At 42.2% G+C, this 22,223-nt stretch carries 21 protein-coding genes and 1 other RNA gene; 18 read left to right on the top strand and 4 right to left on the bottom strand.

All coding sequences use genetic code 11. From position 1 onward, the window contains the following. Positions 1-24: 24 nt before the first annotated feature. The 3 genes from BQ5364_RS13540 to BQ5364_RS13530 all read right to left on the bottom strand — a co-directional run bounded on the left by BQ5364_RS13540 (position 25) and on the right by BQ5364_RS13530 (position 2,509). Positions 25-675, bottom strand: coding sequence for a phosphatase PAP2 family protein (locus BQ5364_RS13540; protein ID WP_004614858.1), 651 nt, complete (start codon positions 673-675; stop codon positions 25-27). 98 nt (positions 676-773) lie between these two features. Further along, positions 774-1,580, bottom strand: a complete 807-nt coding sequence (locus tag BQ5364_RS13535) for a glycerophosphodiester phosphodiesterase family protein (protein ID WP_044988307.1) — start codon at positions 1,578-1,580, stop codon at positions 774-776. 2 nt (positions 1,581-1,582) lie between these two features. Continuing rightward, a complete protein-coding gene (locus BQ5364_RS13530; protein WP_044988305.1) occupies positions 1,583-2,509 on the bottom strand; it encodes a diacylglycerol/lipid kinase family protein in 927 nt (308 codons plus the stop codon). Positions 2,510-2,644: 135 nt separating this feature from the next. Here BQ5364_RS13530 and BQ5364_RS13525 point away from each other — a divergent pair, with 135 nt between their 5' ends. The 17 genes from BQ5364_RS13525 (at position 2,645) to BQ5364_RS13445 (ending at position 20,392) form a co-directional block, all read left to right on the top strand. Next, the gene (locus BQ5364_RS13525) at positions 2,645-3,559 is read left to right on the top strand and encodes an ArsR/SmtB family transcription factor (RefSeq protein ID WP_071144461.1); all 915 of its coding nucleotides are present in this window, start codon (positions 2,645-2,647) and stop codon (positions 3,557-3,559) included. Between the two features lie 88 nt (positions 3,560-3,647). Further along, entirely contained in the window at positions 3,648-4,817 is a 1,170-nt protein-coding gene (locus tag BQ5364_RS13520; protein ID WP_004614854.1) for a galactokinase, read from the top strand. Between the two features lie 15 nt (positions 4,818-4,832). Further along, on the top strand, positions 4,833-6,323 hold the full coding sequence (gene galT, locus BQ5364_RS13515) for a UDP-glucose--hexose-1-phosphate uridylyltransferase (RefSeq protein ID WP_004614853.1): 1,491 nt from the start codon (positions 4,833-4,835) through the stop codon (positions 6,321-6,323). Between the two features lie 24 nt (positions 6,324-6,347). Next, positions 6,348-7,385 carry an aldose epimerase family protein gene (locus tag BQ5364_RS13510; protein ID WP_004614852.1) on the top strand — a complete coding sequence of 346 codons (1,038 nt, stop codon included), beginning with the start codon at positions 6,348-6,350 and terminating at the stop codon, positions 7,383-7,385. An 87-nt stretch (positions 7,386-7,472) separates the two neighbouring features. Then, positions 7,473-7,819: a transfer-messenger RNA gene (ssrA, locus tag BQ5364_RS13505) on the top strand. Positions 7,820-7,917: 98 nt separating this feature from the next. After that, positions 7,918-8,835 carry a sensor histidine kinase gene (locus BQ5364_RS13500; protein ID WP_022251124.1) on the top strand — a complete coding sequence of 306 codons (918 nt, stop codon included), beginning with the start codon at positions 7,918-7,920 and terminating at the stop codon, positions 8,833-8,835. A 131-nt stretch (positions 8,836-8,966) separates the two neighbouring features. After that, the gene (locus BQ5364_RS13495) at positions 8,967-9,644 is read left to right on the top strand and encodes a response regulator transcription factor (RefSeq protein ID WP_004614848.1); all 678 of its coding nucleotides are present in this window, start codon (positions 8,967-8,969) and stop codon (positions 9,642-9,644) included. After that, the gene (locus BQ5364_RS13490) at positions 9,644-11,125 is read left to right on the top strand and encodes a sensor histidine kinase (RefSeq protein ID WP_004614847.1); all 1,482 of its coding nucleotides are present in this window, start codon (positions 9,644-9,646) and stop codon (positions 11,123-11,125) included. Before BQ5364_RS13495 ends, BQ5364_RS13490 begins: the two co-directional genes overlap by 1 nt. Before the next feature lie 17 nt (positions 11,126-11,142). Beyond that, positions 11,143-11,751 (top strand): imidazole glycerol phosphate synthase subunit HisH, encoded by a 609-nt coding sequence (hisH, locus tag BQ5364_RS13485; protein WP_071144460.1) that lies wholly within the window; start codon positions 11,143-11,145, stop codon positions 11,749-11,751. Between the two features lie 11 nt (positions 11,752-11,762). Further along, the gene (gene hisF / locus BQ5364_RS13480; protein WP_004614845.1) at positions 11,763-12,524 is read left to right on the top strand and encodes an imidazole glycerol phosphate synthase subunit HisF; all 762 of its coding nucleotides are present in this window, start codon (positions 11,763-11,765) and stop codon (positions 12,522-12,524) included. 13 nt (positions 12,525-12,537) lie between these two features. Next, positions 12,538-13,212 (top strand): uracil-DNA glycosylase, encoded by a 675-nt coding sequence (locus BQ5364_RS13475; RefSeq protein ID WP_004614844.1) that lies wholly within the window; start codon positions 12,538-12,540, stop codon positions 13,210-13,212. 146 nt (positions 13,213-13,358) lie between these two features. Further along, a complete protein-coding gene (locus BQ5364_RS13470; protein WP_071144459.1) occupies positions 13,359-15,593 on the top strand; it encodes a heavy metal translocating P-type ATPase in 2,235 nt (744 codons plus the stop codon). Positions 15,594-15,725: 132 nt separating this feature from the next. Beyond that, on the top strand, positions 15,726-16,085 hold the full coding sequence (locus BQ5364_RS13465; RefSeq protein WP_004614841.1) for an ArsR/SmtB family transcription factor: 360 nt from the start codon (positions 15,726-15,728) through the stop codon (positions 16,083-16,085). A 23-nt stretch (positions 16,086-16,108) separates the two neighbouring features. Then, a complete protein-coding gene (locus BQ5364_RS13460; protein WP_071144458.1) occupies positions 16,109-17,971 on the top strand; it encodes a heavy metal translocating P-type ATPase in 1,863 nt (620 codons plus the stop codon). A gap of 16 nt (positions 17,972-17,987) precedes the next feature. Continuing rightward, on the top strand, positions 17,988-18,512 hold the full coding sequence (locus BQ5364_RS13455; RefSeq protein ID WP_071144457.1) for a tetratricopeptide repeat protein: 525 nt from the start codon (positions 17,988-17,990) through the stop codon (positions 18,510-18,512). A 9-nt stretch (positions 18,513-18,521) separates the two neighbouring features. Then, positions 18,522-19,772: a GTPase HflX gene (gene hflX, locus BQ5364_RS13450; protein ID WP_004614838.1), complete on the top strand. Its 1,251-nt coding sequence runs from the start codon at positions 18,522-18,524 to the stop codon at positions 19,770-19,772. A gap of 5 nt (positions 19,773-19,777) precedes the next feature. Next, on the top strand, positions 19,778-20,392 hold the full coding sequence (locus tag BQ5364_RS13445; protein ID WP_022251118.1) for a tRNA 5-(aminomethyl)-2-thiouridylate-methyltransferase MnmM: 615 nt from the start codon (positions 19,778-19,780) through the stop codon (positions 20,390-20,392). Here the strand turns inward: BQ5364_RS13445 and BQ5364_RS17510 are convergent. Beyond that, entirely contained in the window at positions 20,274-21,167 is an 894-nt protein-coding gene (locus BQ5364_RS17510) for an AraC family transcriptional regulator (protein ID WP_117787691.1), read from the bottom strand. The genes BQ5364_RS13445 and BQ5364_RS17510 overlap by 119 nt on opposite strands. 127 nt (positions 21,168-21,294) lie before the next feature. On the opposite strand from BQ5364_RS17510, the gene dapF reads away from it, so the two are divergent. Beyond that, on the top strand, positions 21,295-22,152 hold the full coding sequence (gene dapF / locus BQ5364_RS13440; RefSeq protein ID WP_004614835.1) for a diaminopimelate epimerase: 858 nt from the start codon (positions 21,295-21,297) through the stop codon (positions 22,150-22,152). Positions 22,153-22,223 lie beyond the last annotated feature (71 nt).

Raw genomic sequence — 22,223 nt, 5'->3', positions numbered from 1 at the left:
AATAGGACCAGCAATCTGCTGGTCCTAAATTGTTTGTCTGGATATGGCCGGCTGTTTTTTGAATGCAGCCACATATACGAGCTGATAACAGATTACAGCCATTGCACCGGCGCCTACCACGTCGATCACAGAGTGTTGCTTTAAAAACATGGTAGATAAGATGATGAGTCCGCCAAGTACAAGCGAGGCGTATTGAATCCATCGATATTCTTTTAATCTTTGGCTATGCATAATTGCAATGCAGGCACCGATGGAGTTATACACGTGCAGGCTTGGGAAAATATTCGTCGGTGTATCAGCACGGTATAACTGCTTTACTAAATCGACAAAAATATTGTCGTGCTCAAATGTTGTCGGACGTAAAATCTGCCCATTTGGATAAATAGTTGAAAATATCAAAAAAATCGTCATTCCAATACAGAGAAAGGCTGAAAGTTTATAAAAATCAGTCTTATCTGTGAAAAAGAAATATCCGACAGTCACTGCGATGAATACAAACCATAGTCCGTAAGGAATGATGAATATCTCTAAAAATGGTATCTTTTCATCGAGACTGGTATGGATAATATGGAAATCTGTTGTCACATGTTTTTCCAGATAAAAAAACCAAGGAAGGTAAATGAATCCGTAAAGAAAAACCCATGCATGTCTATGTTTTTGTAGGAAGCTTTTCATGCTATCAAAATCCCTTCATAAAGTGAATTAAAGTATGTAGATGATTATAGCATGAAAAAGATTGAGCAACAACAGTCTTCATACTATCTTTAGAATTTTTAAAACTTTTTTTCGAATATGACCATATCGTATTGCCGTTTTGCCTGGAGAAATGATTCTGGTGTACGAAGTGTCCAGACTGCGACCGGTGTGCGGTAGAGAATTCTTATTATTCGGAGACTGATGTTGGAGGCGTCTTTGAATTTATAAGAAATAAAATCGGGTTTTGCAATACCGTTTAAAAGGAGAAAACGGACAAGAAAACAGGCAAGCCAAGGCTCGGTCTTTCGTGTCTTTGTCAGGTTCGAGGATAGCTGACCACGCAGAATATGCGGGGCATTTTTTCGAAACCAGAAAATCCCGATTGTGTTAAAAGACTGAATCAGATAAGCTCCCTGATAAGTTTCCAAAAGCTTGTGTACTTCATGACAGAGTCTGGTGCTTTTTGTAGGAAGTTTTAATTCGATCAAAAGCGGAACACGACCGTTGACGTACGACAACACATCGGAGAGAAGCGGAATTTTTTCCGATGTGTGATTCAGGTAAAGTTTCTGCAAGTCTTCATAAGAGGTTTCTTCGATGAGGGCATCAATCTGGCACATCCTTGTGAGCGTGTCATCGTGAAAAACGACTACTTTTTCATCTTTTGTCAGATGGACGTCAAGTTCGATGCCGACATGCTGCCTGACTGCTTCCTGAAAAGCTTTCATGGAATTTTCAGGAATGGCACGGGCATCTGAAAACAGGCCGCGATGGGCGAATTCTGTATGAAAAAATGGTTCCATCATTTTACGTCTGGCGAGATTCGGACAGATGAAGATCAAATACAAGAATAACAATAAAAATAGTAATACAATAAAAAACATAACTACCTCCTTTGCGGCACGATGACCTGAAGCATTTTAGAATCGCATGAGGCGGAAATGCTTTTTTGCAAAAATACAGGTTCTCCGTCTGTGTGAACCGGCAATGCTCGTTCTGCGTGAATGCTCACATGGCGGCACTGATAGGTATGGACACCTTTAAAATGCGTATGCCAACCGGTAAATGCTGTCGGAAGGAGGGTGAGAATCTTTAATTTTGAAAGATCAGAAACAACAATTACATCGAGCAGATTGTCATCGGGGCGAGCATCGGGGCAGAATTTGACCCCTCCGCCTTCGTATTTGTGGTTCATAATTGCGGCAAAATATGCAGATGGAAAAGAGAATTCTTCTTTATGATCCAATGTTACTGTCATTTTCTGGGGTGTTGTCAGAAAGAGACGGTGCAGGGAAATGCCGGCATAAGTGAGTTTCCCAAGGTGGATCTTATTCAATGCAACTTTCAATTTTGAAATGACTGCCTCGTGGCAGATAGCGGCGTCAAAGCCAATACCTGCACTTACGGCAAAATGTTTCAAGCGGTCTTGATACTGCAATCGTCCGATATTTATCGAGCAGGTGTCATGTGCCGCGAGAATAAGCTCCAAAGCCTCTTTGGGTGAAGAAGGGATATTCAGGCTTCTGGCAAAATCGTTGCTTGAGCCAATTGGAATATACCCCAGAATCACCTTTTCATAATCTTGGATTCCGTTTACCACTTCGTTTATCGTACCATCTCCGCCGAGTACAACCAAAGTGGAAGGAGCATCATCGGAGGTGGCTTTGCGGGCAATCTCGGTCGCATGTTTTTGATATTTTGTAAAATACGCTTTATAAGGTATGTTTTGCTTTTTTAAAATAGATTCTAATTCGTCCCACACGACATGTCCGAGACCGGAACGAGCGTGCGGATTTACAATAAAAATGTACATTTGCATCACCTGTCTTTTGTTCTTGGAGATATTATAACATTTATAATTGACGATGGTCACTAGAAAAGTTAAAATAAATATAACAAGATTTTTGGTATAAAATAATAAATATAGTGCATTAAAGAGGAAAGAAAGATGGATAGAACGGAAAAGTATAATTTGAGCCAAAAAGAACAGCTTGCATTAATTGGAAAAGCATTGTCATCGGAATTGAGACTCCGGATTTTGAGTGAACTGGAAGAAAGAGCTTATAATGTAAATGAAATTGCCGAATGTTTACAGATACCGGCATCTTCGGCAGCGCTGCATGTTCGGGTTCTTGAGGAAGCTGGACTGATTGAGACAGAACTTCGGGCAGCAGTCAGAGGATCTATGAAAATCTGCAGAAAGAAAGTAGATGGAATTTTTATTGACTTACAGCAGGAGGAAGAAGGAGAAATCGATGAGATCCACATGCCAATCGGAAATTATGTGGATTACCATGTGGAGCCGACTTGCGGAATAGTATCTCAGGACGGGTACATTGATGTGGAAGATGAGGCTTCGGTATTTTATAATCCTGCAAGGGTAAATGCAAAGCTCATTTGGTTTGGAAATGGATATTTGGAATACCGTTTTCCAAATGTGACATTAAAAAAGAAAACACTCAGGAAAGTGGAGGTGTCCGCAGAAATATGTTCGGAAGACCATGAGTACAATATGGACTGGCCTTCTGATATTACACTGTGGATCAATGACGTTGAGGTTGGAACGTGGGAAAGTCCGAGCGATTTCGGCGGAAGACGCGGGAAGCTGAATCCGGCATGGTGGTCATCGGATAAGACCCAGTATGGCATGTTAAAGAACTGGTGTGTAAAAAAGGACGGAAGCTTTCTGGACGGTGAAAAGATTTCTGATGCCGGACTGGAAAAATACAACCTTTCTGACAAGGATTATATTTCGGTGAAGATCGGAATTAAGGAGGATGCAGCACACAAAGGCGGAATTAATATATTTGGGGACGGCTTTGGAGATTATCCACAGGATATTGTTCTAAAATTGAGTTATTAAAGCTTTACAGTATAGGAAAATGTGATATAATAAATAACAAATAAGGTGTTTTAAAACAAAAATATTAAAATAAAAAAGGAGAAGAAGAATGAAAGCGAGACTGGTAGAACAATTCAAACAATTATTTGGACCAGAAGGGGATATCCGGGCGTATTTTGCACCGGGGCGTGTGAATCTGATCGGGGAACACACAGACTACAACGGAGGGCATGTGTTTCCATGCGCGTTGACATTAGGTACATATGCGATTGCAAGAAAGAGAGAAGATGACAGGCTGAGACTGTACTCTGCAAATTTTGAATCTCTCGGTGTGATCGAGTCAAGCCTGAATGATCTGGTTCCGTCAGAGGCAGCAGGATGGACGAATTATCCGAAGGGAGTTATGTGGACATTTGAAAAACGTGGATATAAGCTTACAAACGGACTTGATATTCTGATTTACGGAAATATTCCGAACGGCTCAGGGCTTTCTTCATCTGCATCGTTGGAAGTTCTGACAGGAGTGCTTTTGAAGGATATGTTTGCATTTGACGACTTGACGATGGTTGAGATCGCGCAGATTGGGCAGTATTCAGAAAATAACTTTAATGGCTGCAACTGTGGAATTATGGATCAGTTTGCAAGCGCGATGGGAAAGAAAGACAATGCTATTTTCCTGGATACCAATACGCTGCAGTATGAATATGCACCGGTTGTGCTTGAAGATGCAAAAATTGTAATTGTAAACAGTAAAGTAAAACACAGCCTTGTGGACTCTGCATACAATGACAGAAGAAATGAATGTGAGACTGCCTTAAGAGAACTGCAGAAAGTGTTGGGTATCCAGACGCTTGGTGATCTGACAGAGGAGGAATTTGAGGCGCATAAAGATGCAATCCAGTCTGAGATCAGACAGAAAAGAGCAAAGCATGCGGTGTATGAGAACCGAAGAACGATCAAGGCGGTAGAAGCGCTCAAAGCAGATGATATTGAGACATTTGGAAAGCTGATGAATGCATCTCATGTATCGCTTCGAGATGATTATGAGGTATCTTGTGAAGAGATTGATATTTTGGTGGATCTCGCATGGTCAATCGAGGGCGTAATCGGATCACGTATCACAGGAGGCGGATTCGGCGGATGTACAGTAAGTATTGTGAAAAATGATGCAGTGGATCATTTCATCGAGACTGTCGGAGCACAGTATGAGGAGAGAGTGGGACACAAAGCGGAATTTTATGTAGTAGACATCGGAGATGGAGCAAAAATTTTAAAATAAGCAGGAGAGAAAAAAATGTTATTTGAAAATATTAAAAAATTAGTACAGTATGGAATTGACACAGGATTGACGCCGGAGTGCGAACGTATTTATACAACGAATCTGTTGTTGGATCTTTTTCACGAAGAAAACTATGAAGATACGGATATTCATGATGAGACAATTGAACTTGAAACAGTTCTGGCAGGGTTACTTGATGAGGCATGTAAAAGGGGAATTATTGAAGACAGCATTGTGTACAGAGACCTGTTTGACACAAAGATTATGAACTGTCTGACACCACGCCCGGCACAGGTACAGGCTGAGTTTGCAAAAAGATATGAGGTTTCTCCAAAAGAGGCGACAGACTATTTCTACAAATTGAGTCAGGACAGCGATTATATCCGTCGCTACCGAGTGAAAAAAGACCGCAAATGGAAAGTGGACAGCGCTTATGGTGAGATTGATATCACAATCAACTTATCAAAACCGGAGAAAGATCCAAAGGCGATTGCGGCTGCGAAGAATGCAAAGGCAAGTAGTTATCCAAAATGTCAGCTCTGTGTGGAGAATGAAGGATATGCAGGTCGTGTGAACCATCCGGCGAGAGAAAACCACCGTATTATCCCGATCACAGTGAATGACAGCGCATGGGGATTCCAGTATTCGCCATATGTATATTATAATGAACACTGTATCGTATTTAATGGTGAGCATACGCCGATGAAAATTGAAAAACAGACATTTGTAAAATTATTTGATTTTGTAAAATTGTTCCCACATTATTTTCTGGGATCAAACGCAGACCTTCCGATTGTAGGAGGCTCTATCTTGAGTCATGACCATTTCCAGGGAGGAAATTATACATTTGCAATGGCAAAAGCGCCGATGGAAGAGACATTTACAATCAAAAACTTTGAAGATGTAGAAGTTGGAATTGTAAAATGGCCATTGTCTGTATTGAGATTGAGAAGTACAGATGAGTCGCGTTTAATTGAACTCGGAGCACACATTTTAGATGCATGGCGAGGATACACAGACGAAGCGGCGTTTGTATTTGCGAACACAGATGGAGAGCCACACAACACGATCACTCCAATCGCAAGAAAAGTTGGGGATACATATGAGCTGGATCTTGCGCTCCGCAACAATATTACAACAGAAGAGCATCCGCTTGGAGTATATCATCCACATGCACAGTGGCATAATATCAAAAAAGAGAACATTGGTCTGATCGAGGTAATGGGACTTGCAGTGCTTCCGTCTCGTCTGAAAGAAGAGATGGAAATCCTTGCAGATTATCTTGTGGAAGGCAAAAATATCAGAGAGAATGAAAAGATTGAAAAACATGCAGACTGGGTAGAGACATTCCGAGGAAAATATGACGGATTTACAAAGGAAAATGTAATGGAAATTTTGGAAAAAGAAGTTGGAATTGTATTTACCAATGTTTTGGAAGATGCAGGTGTCTATAAATGTACAGAAGAGGGAAGAATTGCATTCAAACGGTTCATAGAGACACTGTAGGCATTTGGAGAGGATGAGAACAGAATGGAACAGAGAGCATTTGGAGCGAACAGCAAAGGTGATGCTGCTTTATTATATACATTTACGAACAAGAACGGCATGATGATCGGGGTGACTGATCTGGGGGCAACGCTCCATGCGGTCCTTGTGCCGGACAGGGATGGCAGTCTCTGTGATGTGGTACTTGGATATGACACGGCAGAGCAATATGAAGAAGGAGCTACTTTTTTTGGAGCTACGGTGGGCCGGAGCGCGAACCGCATCGGTGGTGCATCATTTGTGCTGAATGGGAAAAAATATAATCTGGATAAAAATGACGGTGAAAACAATCTTCACAGCGGGTTGGATTTTTATAGTTTCCGTGTGTGGAAAGTGAAAGAACAGACGGAGAACAGCATTACATTCGCATTGCACAGTCCGGATGGCGATCAGAATTATCCGGGTGAATTGGGCATTGAAGTGACTTATACGTTGACAGATGACAATGAAATAAAAATTCAGTATCATGGAGTGCCGACAAAAGATACGATCATCAATATGACAAATCATAGTTACTTTAATCTGTCCGGACATAAATCCGGTTCGGTGTTAGATCAAGAAGTATGGATTGATGCGGATGCTTACACGAGAGCGGATGCAACGTCGATTCCAACCGGAGAGATCGTTTCCGTAGACGGGACACCAATGGATTTTCGTGTGCCAAAGACGATTGGAAGAGATATTGAAGAAGATTATGAGGCATTGAATTTCGGAAATGGATATGACCATAACTGGGTGTTAAAGCCACGTGACGGAGTTGGAAAGGTTGCAACACTTTATTCTGATAAAACGGGGATTGAGATGGAAGTGTATACAGACCTTCCTGGAGTGCAGATGTATACAGCCAATTTTGTAGAGGATGAGTGTGGAAAAGAGGGCGCAATCTATCAAAAACACCACGCAGTCTGTTTTGAGACACAGTATTTCCCGGATGCAGTGAATCATGAGAACTTTGTAAGCCCAATCTGTCGTGCAGGTGAGGCGTATGACACGACTACGGTTTATAAATTTGGGGTGAGATAGGAAGGATTATTGTATCCAGCCTTGACAAGGTAAAAAAGGTGGCATATAATGAATACTACGTTTGCGAACCACGACAATGCTGAATTAGGGCTTGTACTGGTTTCGACGGGGGTTCAGAAGTTTGGGAAGCCATCTGCGGGGCGGGCCCGCATAACAATCCGTACTTTAAAATTAAACGCAGACGAAAATTTAGCGTACGCTGCCTAGTGGCAGCAGTCGGCCTTAAGTCGCTCACTGCTTAAGTCACCGGCTTCAACGAGGTGAGGCACTTCGTTTCCAAAGCTTTGAGGGGATGGAAGAATTTATGAAGCTACTGAGATCAGAAGCCTGTCATTAGGCGGCTGATGGAGGGAATGTCAAAATAATGACTGTGATGGGAGATGCCTCGATGGAAGGGCTTTCGGACAGGGGTTCGATTCCCCTCAGGTCCATTTCAAAACCTCAGCATATGCTGAGGTTTTATTTGCATATGTTTACAAGTAGTGCTATAATTTTTTACAGGGGAAAATGCAAAAAAGGGGTATCAGGATAAATGGATAAGATAAGTATTATTGCTATTGTAATTGCTCAGATTGTAGTTGTCATCTGTGTGTTGGTCGTATTTTTACAGAGAAGAAGTATGAAGAATCTCATCGAGAATCTGACAACGATGATTGATGATGCAACAAAAGGAACATTGAAATCAAAAAGGCCGGATGGCTCTGTGTTTTCGGATCTGGAAGTTAAGATGAATCAGTATCTGAAAATATGTATTGTGAGAAACAGACGTGCAAAAGAAAAAAAAGACAGGATCAAGTCATTGATTGCAGAAGTTGCTTTTCAGACGCAGGCACCACTTGCAGATGTGAAGATGTATTCTGATATGCTGGTTGAGCAGAAAGATCTCTCAGATGACAGCAGAAAGATTGCAGAGCGCATCAGTGCACAGGGGGAACGCTTGAATATGATGTTGGAGGCAGTTGTGAGAATTTCTGTGCTGGAGAGTGGATTGAATTCTATTGAGCCGAAATCACAGAATCTTGGGAATCTTTTATGTGAAGTGAGTCAGGAATTGCTTCCATTGGCAGAGAAAAAAGGAATTGCAATTCAATATAAGAAAAAGAAGATTCAGGCGGTGTTTGATTATCCGTGGACGCTCGTGGCGCTTTCGAATATTTTGGAAAATGCAATTAAGTATTCAAAACCGAATTCCATGGTCAAAGTAAGTGTGATGCAGTATGATATGTATGCGAGAGTAGATATTACGGACAATGGAATGGGAATTGATTATACAGAGACAGAGGCGATTTTTAAGAAATTTTATCGCACAAAAGAGGCAAAAGAGCAGGAAGGTCTTGGAATTGGTCTCTATCTTGCGAGACATATTATACGAGAACAATGTGGATACATTAAAGTGTCCTCGATTGTTGGAAAGGGAACGATGTTCTCTGTATTCCTACCGAGGGTATAAAATATAGTAAAGGGCAGATGGCAGTTGGAAAAACTAAAAAAAGGAGTTTTCTGACTGCCATTTATTGTTTCACAAAGTTGACATAAATCTTTGGTATGATAAAAAGAGAATATTAAACGAGGTGAAGATATATGGAAAAATTGAAAATATTGGTTGTAGATGATGAGAGCAGAATGAGAAAACTGGTAAAAGATTTTTTAGAGAGAGAGGGACATATTATTATAGAAGCTGCTGATGGGATGGAAGCGATGGATATTTTTTATGAGAATAAGGATATCGCTTTGATTATTCTTGATGTGATGATGCCTAGAATGGATGGATGGCAAGTGTGCAGAGAGGTGCGTGCGCTGTCTCAGGTTCCGATTATCATGCTGACAGCACGCGGGGAAGAACGGGACGAGCTGCAGGGATTTGAACTTGGAGTGGATGAATATATTTCAAAACCGTTCAGTCCGAAGATTTTGGTTGCGCGAGTGAATGCAATCTTAAAAAGAGGAAGAGCAGCGGCTTCTGAAGATTTGATTGATGCCGGGGTCATTGTGATTGATAAAGCAGCACATCTTGTAAAGATTGATGATGTACCGATTGATCTGAGTGTGAAAGAGTTTGAACTTTTAACATATTTTGTGGAAAATCAGAAGATGGCATTGTCCAGAGAAAAGATACTGAACAATGTGTGGGATTATGATTATTTTGGCGATGCGAGGACAATTGATACCCATGTGAAAAAACTGAGAAGCAAGCTGGGAGAAAAAGGAAATTATATTAAGACGATATGGGGAATGGGATATAAGTTTGAGGTGGAATAATGCGAGGATCAATTAAACGTCAGATTTCAGTCATATTTATCGGGCTGGTAGTGGCAATTCTTTTGATTTCACTTGGAGTGAATGCAAAATTTCTCGGACAGTATTATATCCTGAATAAACAGGCGAGTCTGACAGAGGTATATGAAAAGTTAAAAACAGCTTCTGAGAAAGGGAAATTGACATCTGACAGCACGGTAGAAGAATTGAGCGAGATGGTTGAGATTGGTAATATTACGCTTGCTGTTGTTTCAGGAAAAGAGAAAGTCCGTCTTTCGATTGCGCAGAATGAACAGAAAAGTGATGAACTGGTCATGCAGCTGATTGGTTATATGCTAGGGCGGAATCAGGAGAACGGGACGCTTTTAAAGGAGAGCGATACCTATCAGATTCACAGTGCAAAAGATGTGCAAAGTGGGTACGAATATATCGAGATGTGGGGATATCTGGAAGATGGAAGTACATTTATTTTAAGAAGTCCGCTGGAGAGTATTCGGGAAAGTGTGGCGCTCTCGAATAAATTTTTATCTTACATTGTGGTTGTAGTTGTACTGATCAGCACCGTCTTGGTATGGTATTTTTCTAAAAGGATTGCAGATCCGATCATGGAACTGGCAGTTTTGTCGAAGAGAATGGCGGATTTGGATTTTGATGCGAAATATACAAGCGGCGGAGATAATGAGATTGGAGTTCTTGGAGAGAACTTTAATGCGATGTCAGAGAAACTGGAGCAGACCATTTCGATGCTGAAAAAAGCCAATTATGAATTGCAAAAAGATATTGAGAAAAAAGAAAAGATGGAAAATATGCGAAATGAGTTCCTTGGAAATGTATCTCACGAATTAAAGACACCGATTGCTTTGATACAGGGGTATGCGGAAGGACTGAAAGAGGGAATCTCGGATGATCCGGAGAGTCGGGCGTTTTATTGTGACGTGATTATGGACGAAGCAGGAAAGATGAACCGTATGGTGAAAAATCTGCTGACATTGAACCAGTTGGAATTTGGAGAAGAGGAAGTGTCTTTTGAGCGTTTTGACATCGCGGAACTGATTCGCGGAGTAGTGCAAAGCTGTGAGATACTGATACAGCAGAAGAATGCCACAGTGCATTTTACGCAGAATGAACCTGCGTATGTCTGGGCGGATGAGTTCAAGGCAGAGCAGGTTATTCGAAACTATGTGAGTAATGCATTGAATCATGTAGAGGGGCAGATGCTGATTGACATTCGCATTTCAAAAGGAGAAGAGCCGGATACGACGAGAGTTTCGGTGTTCAATACCGGAAAACAGATTCCAAAGGAGGATATCGGGCACATTTGGGATAAATTCTACAAAGTGGATAAAGCGCACACAAGAGAATATGGTGGTAATGGAATCGGACTTTCTATTGTTAAGGCGATTATGGAATCGTTCCATCATGAGTATGGAGTGAACAACTATGAAAACGGAGTGGAATTCTGGTTTGAATTATCTGCAAAATAGAGGAGGGCACAAGTGATATGATAGCGATTATTGATTATGATGCGGGGAATATAAAAAGCGTAGAAAAAGCATTACAAAAGTTGGGACAGGATGTTGTGATCACACGCGAGAAAGAGCAGATTTTAGCTGCGGATAAAGTGATTCTGCCTGGAGTCGGGGCATTTGGAGATGCGATGAAGAATCTGAACGAGTATGGTCTGGTGGAGGTTATTCATCAAGTGGTGGAAAAAAGGATTCCCTTTTTGGGGATTTGTCTTGGGCTGCAGCTTTTGTTTGAAAAAAGCGACGAGTCGGAAGGCGTGAAAGGACTTGGAATTTTAAAAGGAGAGGTTTGCAGAATTCCGGATCAAGAAGGGTTTAAGATTCCGCATATGGGATGGAACTCTTTGCATCTTCAGAATGACGGAAGACTCTTTCGGGGAATTGAAGAGGACGCATATGTATATTTCGTGCATTCTTATTACCTGAAAGCCAAGGAGGAACAAATTGTGAAGGCGACGACAGAATACGGCGCACACATCCATGCATCTGTGGGAATGGATAATGTGTTTGCATGCCAGTTTCATCCGGAAAAAAGCAGTGATGTGGGACTTCGGATTTTGAAAAATTTTGTAGAGCTTAGCTAGGAGGAAGAGAGATGTTTACGAAAAGAATAATCCCTTGTTTGGATGTGCACAATGGGCGCGTGGTGAAAGGAGTTAATTTTGTAGATTTGATAGATGCCGGTGACCCGGTTGAGATTGCGAAGGCATATGATGCAGCAGGAGCAGATGAGATTGTATTTTTGGATATCACAGCATCGTCAGATGAGAGAGAAACTGTTGTCGATATGGTGCGGAAAGTGGCCGCCAATGTATTTATTCCTTTTACAGTTGGCGGAGGAATCCGGACGGTAGAAGATTTTAAAGTACTTTTGCGGGAAGGAGCGGATAAGATTTCAATCAATTCATCTGCGATCAATCGTCCAGAGTTGATACGGGAAGCGGCAGAAAAATTCGGCAGTCAGTGTGTGGTTGTCGCAATTGATGCGAAGAAAAGAGCGGATGGAACCGGATGGAACATCTATAAAAATGGTGGAAGAGTCGATGTCGGTATCGACGCGGTTGAGTGGGCAAAAAAAGTGGGTGCGCTCGGAGCGGGAGAGATTCTTTTAACGAGTATGGATGGAGATGGAACAAAGGCAGGGTATGACCTGGAGTTGACAAGAGCGATTGCGGAAGCAGTATCGATTCCGGTCATCGCATCAGGCGGTGCAGGAACGCTGGAACATTTTTATGAGGCGTTGACGGAAGGAAAGGCAGATGCGGCGCTTGCAGCATCTCTATTCCATTTTAAAGAATTAGAGATTAAAGAAGTCAAACAATACTTGCGAGAGAAAGGCGTTTCAGTCAGAATGTAAGGAGGAAGAAAAGATGGCGGCAATCAACGGAGATTGGCTGGAAGCATTAAAGGATGAATTCAAAAAAGACTATTATAAGCAGCTGTTTGAGAAGGTGAACGAAGAGTATCGGACGAGATTAATATTTCCACCGGCAAATGACATATTTAACGCATTTCATCTGACACCTTTAAAAGATGTGAAAGTGGTTATCTTAGGACAGGATCCGTATCATGGAAATAATCAGGCGCATGGACTTTGCTTTTCGGTAAAGCCGGAGGTGGAGATACCACCATCGCTTGTAAATATTTACAAAGAACTGCATGATGATTTGGGGTGCACGATTCCTGACCACGGATACCTTGTGAAATGGGCGAAACAGGGAGTGTTAATGCTCAATACTGTTTTGACTGTGCGGGCGCATCAGGCAAATTCCCACAGAGGAATCGGCTGGGAAGAGTTTACAGATGCGGCAATCCGTGTGTTGAATACACAGGATCGACCGATTGTGTTTATTTTATGGGGAAGACCGGCTCAGATGAAAAAAGCGATGTTGAATAACCCAAAGCATCTGATATTGGAAGCTCCACATCCAAGTCCACTGTCTTCTTACCGTGGTTTTTTTGGAAGCAGACCATTCAGTAAGACGAATCAATTCCTTGAGGCGAATGGAGTGGAACCGATCGACTGGCAGATTGATGAATTGTAGAGAAAAGAGATGTAACATAGAATAAAAGTTGAGATATGCGAATGGAAGGCGTATGTTTCAACTTTTTTTAATTGATATCTTGACATTTCACATAAAATATGGTTATATGAACATATGAACAATCACTCATATGAGGAGGTAGAAAGATGAAACAGAATCATGAAGAACATAAAGAGCAACATCATCATAACCATGAAGCCTGTGGATGTGGTCACGACCATGAACACGAAGCCTACGGATGCGGACATGACCATGAACATGGGAGTGGTGATAAAGAAAGTCATTCGCATGTTCAATCGGATGCGAAGCAAAAAGTATATATCTTAGAAAATCTTGGTTGTGCAAACTGTGCGGCGAAGATGGAGAGAAAGATTAAGGAATTGCCGGAAGTGGAAGATGCGGTGATCACATTTGCGACAAAGCAGTTAAAAGTTGCATCGAATCATCAAGAGGATCTTCTTCCGGTACTACAGGAAATTTGTGCATCGATAGAGTCTGAGGTAGTGGTAAAACAAAAAGAGTCAAAAGTACACAAAGAAAAACAGGAGGAGAACCAAAAAGCGATAATAGGTATTCTTGCAGGTGCAGTATTGTTTGCAGCAGGGATGATATTTGAGGATTCTTATCCGACAGTGACATCAATTGGATTTGTTATAGCCTATCTGATTCTTGGTGGGAAAATTGTATTACAGGCAGCGAAGAATCTGAAGAAGGGGCACGTGTTTGATGAAAACTTTCTGATGAGTATTGCGACGCTGGCGGCATTTGCAATTGGAGATTTTGCTGAGGCGGTAGGTGTGATGCTGTTTTACCGGTGTGGAGAGTTGTTTGAAGATATTGCAGTGGAAAAGAGCCGTGGACAGATTATGGATGCGGTTGACATGAGACCGGAGGTTGTAAATCTTCTGCATGGAGATGAGGTGGAAGTGATTCCGGCAGAGGAAGCGCAGATCGGAGACGTGCTCCTTGTGAGAGTTGGAGATCGAATTCCGCTTGACGGAGTGATTTTAAGCGGTGAGAGCCGCATCGATACAGCGCCGGTGACAGGTGAACCGGTTCCTGTAAAAGCAGGCGAAGGTGACCGGGTAATCTCAGGGTGTGTCAATACTTCCGGAATGTTAAAGGTTCGGGTAGAAAAGACACTTGGCGACTCTATGGTTACACGGATTCTGCAGTCTGTCGAAAATGCGGCGGCAAGCAAGCCGAAGATAGACCGATTTATTACAAGATTTGCAAGGGTCTACACACCATTTGTAGTAATCCTGGCATTGGGAACTGCAATTATCCCTTCACTGATTACGGGAGATTGGAAATTTTGGATTTATACAGCAATCACATTTCTCGTTATAAGCTGTCCATGTGCGCTCGTATTGAGTGTGCCGCTTGCATTTTTCTCCGGAATTGGCGCGGGATCTAAAAAGGGAATTCTTTTTAAAGGCGGAATTGCTTTGGAGGCGTTAAAAGAGGTCAAGGCAGTTGTCATGGATAAGACAGGGACTATTACAAAAGGAAATTTTGAAGTGCAGAAGTGTATTTCATTGGGGGCATGGAAGGAAGAAGAACTCTTAGCAGTTGCAGCAGGATGTGAGAGTACATCCACGCATCCGATTGGGAACAGTATTGTGGAGGAAGCAAAAAAACGTTTTGTAGAATTGGAACGCCCATCAAAAGTGGAAGAAATATCAGGAAAGGGAATCCGTGCGCAAATGAAACTCGGCGAGGTGCTATGCGGAAACAGAGCCCTTTTAGAAATGCATCATGTGAATGTGCAAATGATGGAGAGCGACGTTTATGGAACCGAAGTATTTGTCGCGATAAATGGAGAGCTGGCAGGATATCTTGTCATTGCGGACACTTTGAAAGAAGATTCCGTTAGTGCAATCAGAAAGATGAAAAAATACGGACTTCGAACAGCAATGCTTACAGGAGATGCCAAAACAAGTGCAGATGCCATAGCCAAAAAGGCAGGTGTAGAAGAAGTGTACGCACAGCTTTTGCCGGAGGATAAGGTAGAAAAATTAAAGGAGATACGTCAAAAGAACGGAGCTGTTATGTTTGTTGGAGATGGAATCAATGATGCGCCGGTGCTGGCTGGAGCAGATGTCGGAGCCGCGATGGGAAGTGGAGCGGATGCTGCGATTGAAGCGGCAGATGTAGTGTTTATGACATCTTCGATGGAAGCGATTCCGCAATCTGTTGCAATTGCAAAAGCGACCGGAGCGATTGCCATGCAAAATGTTGTGTTTGCACTGATTGTGAAAGCTCTGGTAATGATACTTGGACTTATGGGATTTGCAAATATGTGGCTGGCAGTGTTTGCCGATACAGGAGTTGCGATGCTCTGTGTATTAAATTCCATCCGAATTTTATATAAGAAATAAAAGAAGTGCGGCTGTTGTCCTGCGGTGAGTCAGGGGAACAGTCGTACTTATTTTGCAGGAAAGTATTGACCAAACAGAGTACATCATTCATAATTGTTCTATGAATGTCGAGTCATATGAAAGGAGTAAGATATGGAAAAATCGGAAATAGAATGTTGTGGGACAACGCATTTGCATGACAGTCTGGTACACCAGATTGAAGACGGAATGCCGAAAGAAGAAACGATACGAGAATTGTCAGATTTCTTCAAAGTATTTGGAGATATGACGAGAATAAAAATTTTATGTGTGTTGTTTCAGGCAGAGTTGTGTGTGTGTGATTTGGCAGAAGTTGTGGGAATGACTCAATCTGCAGTGTCACATCAACTGAGAATATTAAAACAGATGAAGTTAGTAAAGAATAGAAGAGAAGGAAAGACGGTATTTTACTCGCTGGCAGACGGGCATATACAGAGCATCTTGAATCAGGGAATGGAGCATATAATAGAGTAGAGGCTGTTTGATGAGGGCAGGTTATGAAGGAAAGAATACGTAATAATGTGTACATGACAGTGTGCGGACTTTTGTTGTATTTGGGAAGTGTCTGGCTGAGCAGAAGTTATCATTTGCCGTCGGACATTGCGTTTGGCTGTTTTTTTGCAGCGTACCTACTGGCTGGGTACAGTGTGTTTCAGAAGATTGCGGAACATTTTTTGGAGAAATTTTTTCTGGATGGGAATGTACTGCTTGTAATCACTACAATTTGTGCGTTTGCCGTTGGATATTATGTGGAGGCAGTGGCGGTGATCTTGATTTTTCAGGTTGGACATCTGATCGAGATGATCACAATAGATCGCTCCAAACGAAGAATCAGAGAACTCATCGATGTACATGCAATCCTTGCAAATAAACTGGTAGATGGGGAAGAAATACAGGTAGAGCCGTCAGAGCTTGAAAAGGACGACAGAATCTTGATCAGACCGGGCGAACGAGTTCCGGTAGATGGGATAGTCGTTTCGGGGACAACTTCGCTTGATACACAGATGATTACGGGAGAGGCAATTCCGCGTGAGGAAGAGCCGGGCGGAATTGTATATAGTGGAAGTCTGAATCTGACAGGCGCCATAGAAGTCAAAGTGCTTCATACATATGATGATTCTACGGTGTCAAGAATCTTGAATATCGTAGAAAATGTAGATACGAAAAAGGCAGAAAGTGAGCACAAAGTACAAAGATACATTCAGATTTATGTAGGCTTGATATTAGCGTCGGCAGCGATGCTTGTTGTTTTGCCAAGTCTGTTTGATAAGACATATGAGTATGTGACTGGAATGAAGAGAGTTGTTGTATTTTTGGCGGCAGCCTGCCCATGTGCGATTGGGATGTCTGTATCCACAGCATTTTTAGGCGGGATTCTTTCCGCTGCTAAAAAAGGTGTAATCGTAAAAGGAGGCGTGTATCTGGAAATTTTGGCGAAGGTGAACACCTTTCTGTTCGATAAGACGGGAACGTTGACGGAAGGTGTTTTTGAAGTGCAGGAGGTACATGCACAGTGGCTTACAGAGGAGGAATTATTGGAGATTGCAACATATGTGGAAAGCTACTCGAATCATCCGATTGCTGTTTCCTTGAAAAATGCTTATGGGAAAGAACTTGAAAAGACCCGTATGACTGAGATGGAAGAGATTCCGGGATATGGATTGACAGCAATTTACGAGGGAAAGAAAGTGTATGTTGGAAATGCAAGACTGATGGAAGAAAGAGGCATCCGGTTTCAGGAAATACACAAGTCAGGAAGCGTAATTTACATTGCGGTTGACGGGAAATATGCAGGTTATATCGTCGTTTCAGATATGATAAAAAAAGATGCAAAAGAGATGATTATGTATTTGAAAAAGCATTGTCAGGCAGTCGCTGTGATGGTGACGGGAGATACCCAGTTTACTGGAAAAGAAGTGGCTGAGGAATTGGAATTAGACTATTATTATGCAAATCAGCTTCCGCAGGATAAGGTGGAGCGATTGGAAGAATTTTTGAATATGCAGGACGACACGGAATGTCTTGCAGCAGTTGGAGACGGTATCAATGATGCGCCGGTGCTCACGAGAGCCGACGTAGGGATTGCTATGGGAGCGCTTGGCTCAGATGCAGCGATCGAAGCGGCGGATATTGTCCTGATGGATGATGAACCGTTGGCGCTGGTAGATGCAGTCCGTATTGCAAAGGAGACGTTGAAGGTCATCAGGCAGAACACGGTTTATGCGGTTCTTATTAAAATAATCGTATTGGGATTGGCGCTGTGCGGAATGATAACAATCAAGGGGGCGATCATTTGGGAAGTATGTGTGATTGTGCTTGCGATTGTGAATGCTGCATGGGCATCTAAAAATCCGGCATAATAGAAAAGGAGCAGAGATGAAAAAAAGGAAAATAGCAATGCTTGTCATGACGGGAGTTTTATTGACAGGCTGTATGGGAACAAATTATTTGGAAGAAGGCGTTTCTCAGTTGGAAGAAAAGCAATATGAGGAGGCGAGCAAGTCTTTTCAGAAGGAGATCGATGAAGAAAAGAACTTAGATGAGGCATACCGCGGAATGGGAATTGCATATTTTGAGATGGAAGAATTCGAAAAAGCAATTGATGCGTTCGGGGAGGCATTGGACAATGGGGCAGAAGAAACGGCAACGTTATATAATTTTATCGGTATCAGTAATATGAAAATCGAAAATTATGAGGAAGCGGTATCTGCCTTTGAAAAAGGTATGTCTATGGAGGATTGCTCTGATACAATGAAACAGGAGATGCTGTTTAACACGGTTGTATCATATGAAAAGTTGGGGGACTGGGACAATGCAAAAGAGAAAGTGAGCGAGTATAACGAGCAGTATCCTGGAGACTCGAAGGCAGAAAAAGAAGCAGAATTTTTGGAGACCAGATAGGAGGGCTTTATGGCGGAAATGATAGAACTGAAACAGGTGAAGGAAAAGGTCATTTTGGTCGGAGTCAGCACGGATGATCATGATGATACGGAGAAATCGCTGGATGAACTGGAAGAACTGGCGTCAACTGCAGGGGCAGTGACGGTCGGGCGTGTTGTTCAAAATCTGTCACAGATCCACCCGGTGACCTATGTCGGAAAAGGAAAGTTGGACGAGATAAAAGACCTGTTGTGGGAGACAGAGGCGACGGGCATCATCTGTGATGATGAATTATCGCCGATTCAGCTTGGAAACATGGAAGATGCGTTGAATACAAAGATTATGGATCGAACCCTCATTATTTTGGATATTTTTGCAAACAGGGCGTCGACCAATGAGGGGAAAATTCAAGTAGAACTTGCGCAGTTGAAATACAGACAGTCGCGTCTTGTGGGACTTGGAAAATCATTGTCAAGACTTGGCGGCGGAATCGGGACAAGAGGTCCGGGAGAGAAAAAGCTTGAGATGGATAGGCGTCTGATCAAGGGGCGGATTGCCCAGTTGAACCGAGAATTGAAAGATGTCAAGCGGCACCGTGAGGTGACAAGAGAGCAAAGAAGCAGAAACCAAGTTCCGGTCATTGCGATTGTCGGTTACACAAATGCCGGGAAATCTACACTTTTGAATACACTGACGGGGGCGGATGTGCTGGAAGAAGATAAGCTGTTTGCGACGCTGGATCCGACAACCCGGAACTTAAAACTCCCAAGTAAACAAGAGGTATTGCTGACGGATACAGTTGGATTTATCCGAAAACTGCCGCACCATCTGATTGAAGCCTTCAAAAGTACGTTGGAGGAAGCAAAATATGCAGACATCATCCTGCATGTGGTGGATGCATCTAATCCGCAGATGGATGAGCAGATGTATATTGTCTATGAGACACTGATGAATCTGGAAGTTAAGAATAAACCGGTTATCACGGCGTTTAATAAACAGGATAAAGTAGATGGTGAGGTTATTTTACGTGATTTTAAAGCAGATCATGTTGTGAATATTTCGGCAAAGACTGGTGAGGGATTAGAGAATCTGCAAAATGTAATCGAAGAAGTTTTGCGGGAACAGAAAATTTTAATTGAGCAGCTTTATCCGTATGCTGATGCGGGAAAGATACAATTGATTCGAAAATACGGGGAACTGTTAGAAGAAGAGTACCGGGAAGAAGGTATTTTTGCAAAAGGGTACATTCCGATTGAAATCTATGAGAAAGTGAAACTGTGAGAGAAATGAAAAGATATCAGATTACAGAGTGGTGCCATCATTTTATGGAGAATCATGTGAAAGAAGGAGATCTCTGTATTGATGCGACAGCCGGAAACGGAAATGATACGCTCTTTTTGTGTGAACTTGTAGGAGAGTGTGGACGGGTGTTGGCATTCGACATTCAAAAAGAAGCGGTGGAAAATACGAAAAAGCGGATTTTGGAACATCAGATGGAAAAACGTGCAGATGTTTTTCTGGAAAGTCATGCGAAGATGCAGAAGTATGCAAAGGAAGAAACGGTAGACTGCATCGTATTTAATTTCGGATACCTTCCGGGCGGTGACCATCAGCTTGCGACTAAAGCAGATACAAGTATAGAGGCAATCAGACAGGGACTGCGACTGCTGAAGGTGGGAGGCATGATGAGTCTTTGCATTTACAGCGGAGGGGACAGCGGATTTGAGGAACGGGATGCAATCCTGTCATTTCTGAAATGCCTGGATACAAAATATTATCTTGTTATTCTGAGTTCCTATTACAATCGCCCCAATCATCCGCCGATACCGGTGATGATTCTGAAGTTAAAGTCTGACGTGGCGATTCATGAAAACACTTCCGATAAGCACGGGAAAAAGTAGAATAATCTTGAAAACCACAGTCAAAACAGGCTTCTAGAACCGGAGACCCCTGTAGGATCAAGTCTTTGGCAAAAAGAAGTCGTTTTTGTGTAATATAATTTCCGAGGCTGTATCCGGTCTCGGATTTGAACAGGCGCATCATATAGTATTTGCTTAGATAGAATCTTGAGGCGAGGTCATCAATTGAAAGATGGGCGGACAAATTGGCATTGATATAGTGCAGAATGTCCGCTATTTTTTCGTTGTAGACGGCGGTATCCAAAAAGAAAAGCTGTCTTGCGTGCGCCGCGCGATTGAGATGAATCATAAATTCTAAAAAAAGAACTTGCCTGTAGAGTTCGTTGGCATAGCCATCAGAGGAAAAGGATTCTTCCAATCTTTGGATTGTCTGAAACAAAATACTTTTTTGACGAGTGGGAATCCGAAGCACACTGGATTCCTTTTTTGCTGCTTTTTGAAAACAATATCCCAAGTCGTAGTCCTGTGTACGGTAGTTTTCAATAAAAGTGGGAGAGATGTAAATAATAATCCGCTCATATGGCGTGGTTGTGTCGACGACCGGGCGGTGAATCTCATTATGGCGGACAAGAACCATATCGTAAGGTTCGAGCTGATAGGTTCGTCCCTCGATGGTATAATGCACATTTCCCTTGATTAAAATAGTGATCTTATCAAATTCATGGTAATGATATTTAATATTTGGAATACTCCTGTCTGTCAGATGAAACAACCGGAAATCACTGCTTAAATATCCTTTTTTTTCATAGTGTTCCATATCAAACCCTCCTGCTATGAGAGTATTATATAGCATTATTTGCAATATAGAAAGCATTATTTGTGTATTTGTGACATATAATGCCTGTTAAGATAGAAGTAGTAAAAATGCCGTGGAGGGTGAATGTATGAACGTTGTATTAGAAAAATATCATGGACTTGGAAATGATTACCTTGTATTTGACCCAAATAAAAATGAAATGGAATTAAATGAAGAAAATGTCAGACTGTTATGTGACCGCAATTATGGTATAGGAGCGGAAGGGATTTTGGAAGGTCCTGTTTTTGAGACAGAGCAGATGGGTGTTCGAATCTGGAATCCAGATGGAAGCAAGGCAGAAATGAGCGGAAATGGGGATCGTATTTTTGCAAAATATTTAAAAGATGCCGGTTATGTACAGAAACGAAATTTTCATTTTCAGACACCGGGAGGAGAAATTGAGGTTTTCTACTTAAATGAAGATGGAAGCCGCATTCGTCTTTCGGTGGGAAAAGCATCTTTTTGGAGCGACGAAATTCCTGTGACAGGGGAACGAAGAGAAGTGGTCGATGAGGACATGGTGTTCGGAAGAAACCTGTATCCGACGACTTGTGTGTCTGTCGGAAATCCACACTGTGTGATTCCGATGAAAGAAGTGTCGAAACATCTCGTGTGCAAAATCGGAAATCATTCAGAGATTGCAAGATATTTTCCGAATAAGATCAACACACAGGTGATGCAGGTGATTGATGAAGAAAATATTCGGATTGAAATCTTTGAGCGCGGCGTGGGATATACGCTTGCATCTGGCAGCAGTGCATGTGCTGCAGCGGCAGCTGCATATAAACTTGGACTTACGAATCCGGGTGTGACAGTGCACATGCCAGGTGGTGAGTTGCAGGTGGAGATTCAGGAGGACTGGGAGATATTTGTGACAGGTGAAGTATTTTATATTGGAAAGATGATACTTGGAAATGAATTGAGTGAAAAATTGAGAATGATGTAGAGAAGAGGACTGTCCGCGGTGGATGGTCCTTTGCTGATATTGCCCGAATATTCAAGTGTAAAAGGCATTGC

Source organism: Coprococcus phoceensis (genome assembly GCF_900104635.1).
GTDB lineage: Bacteria > Bacillota > Clostridia > Lachnospirales > Lachnospiraceae > Faecalimonas > Faecalimonas phoceensis.
This window is presented reverse-complemented; position numbering and strand designations above follow the sequence as displayed.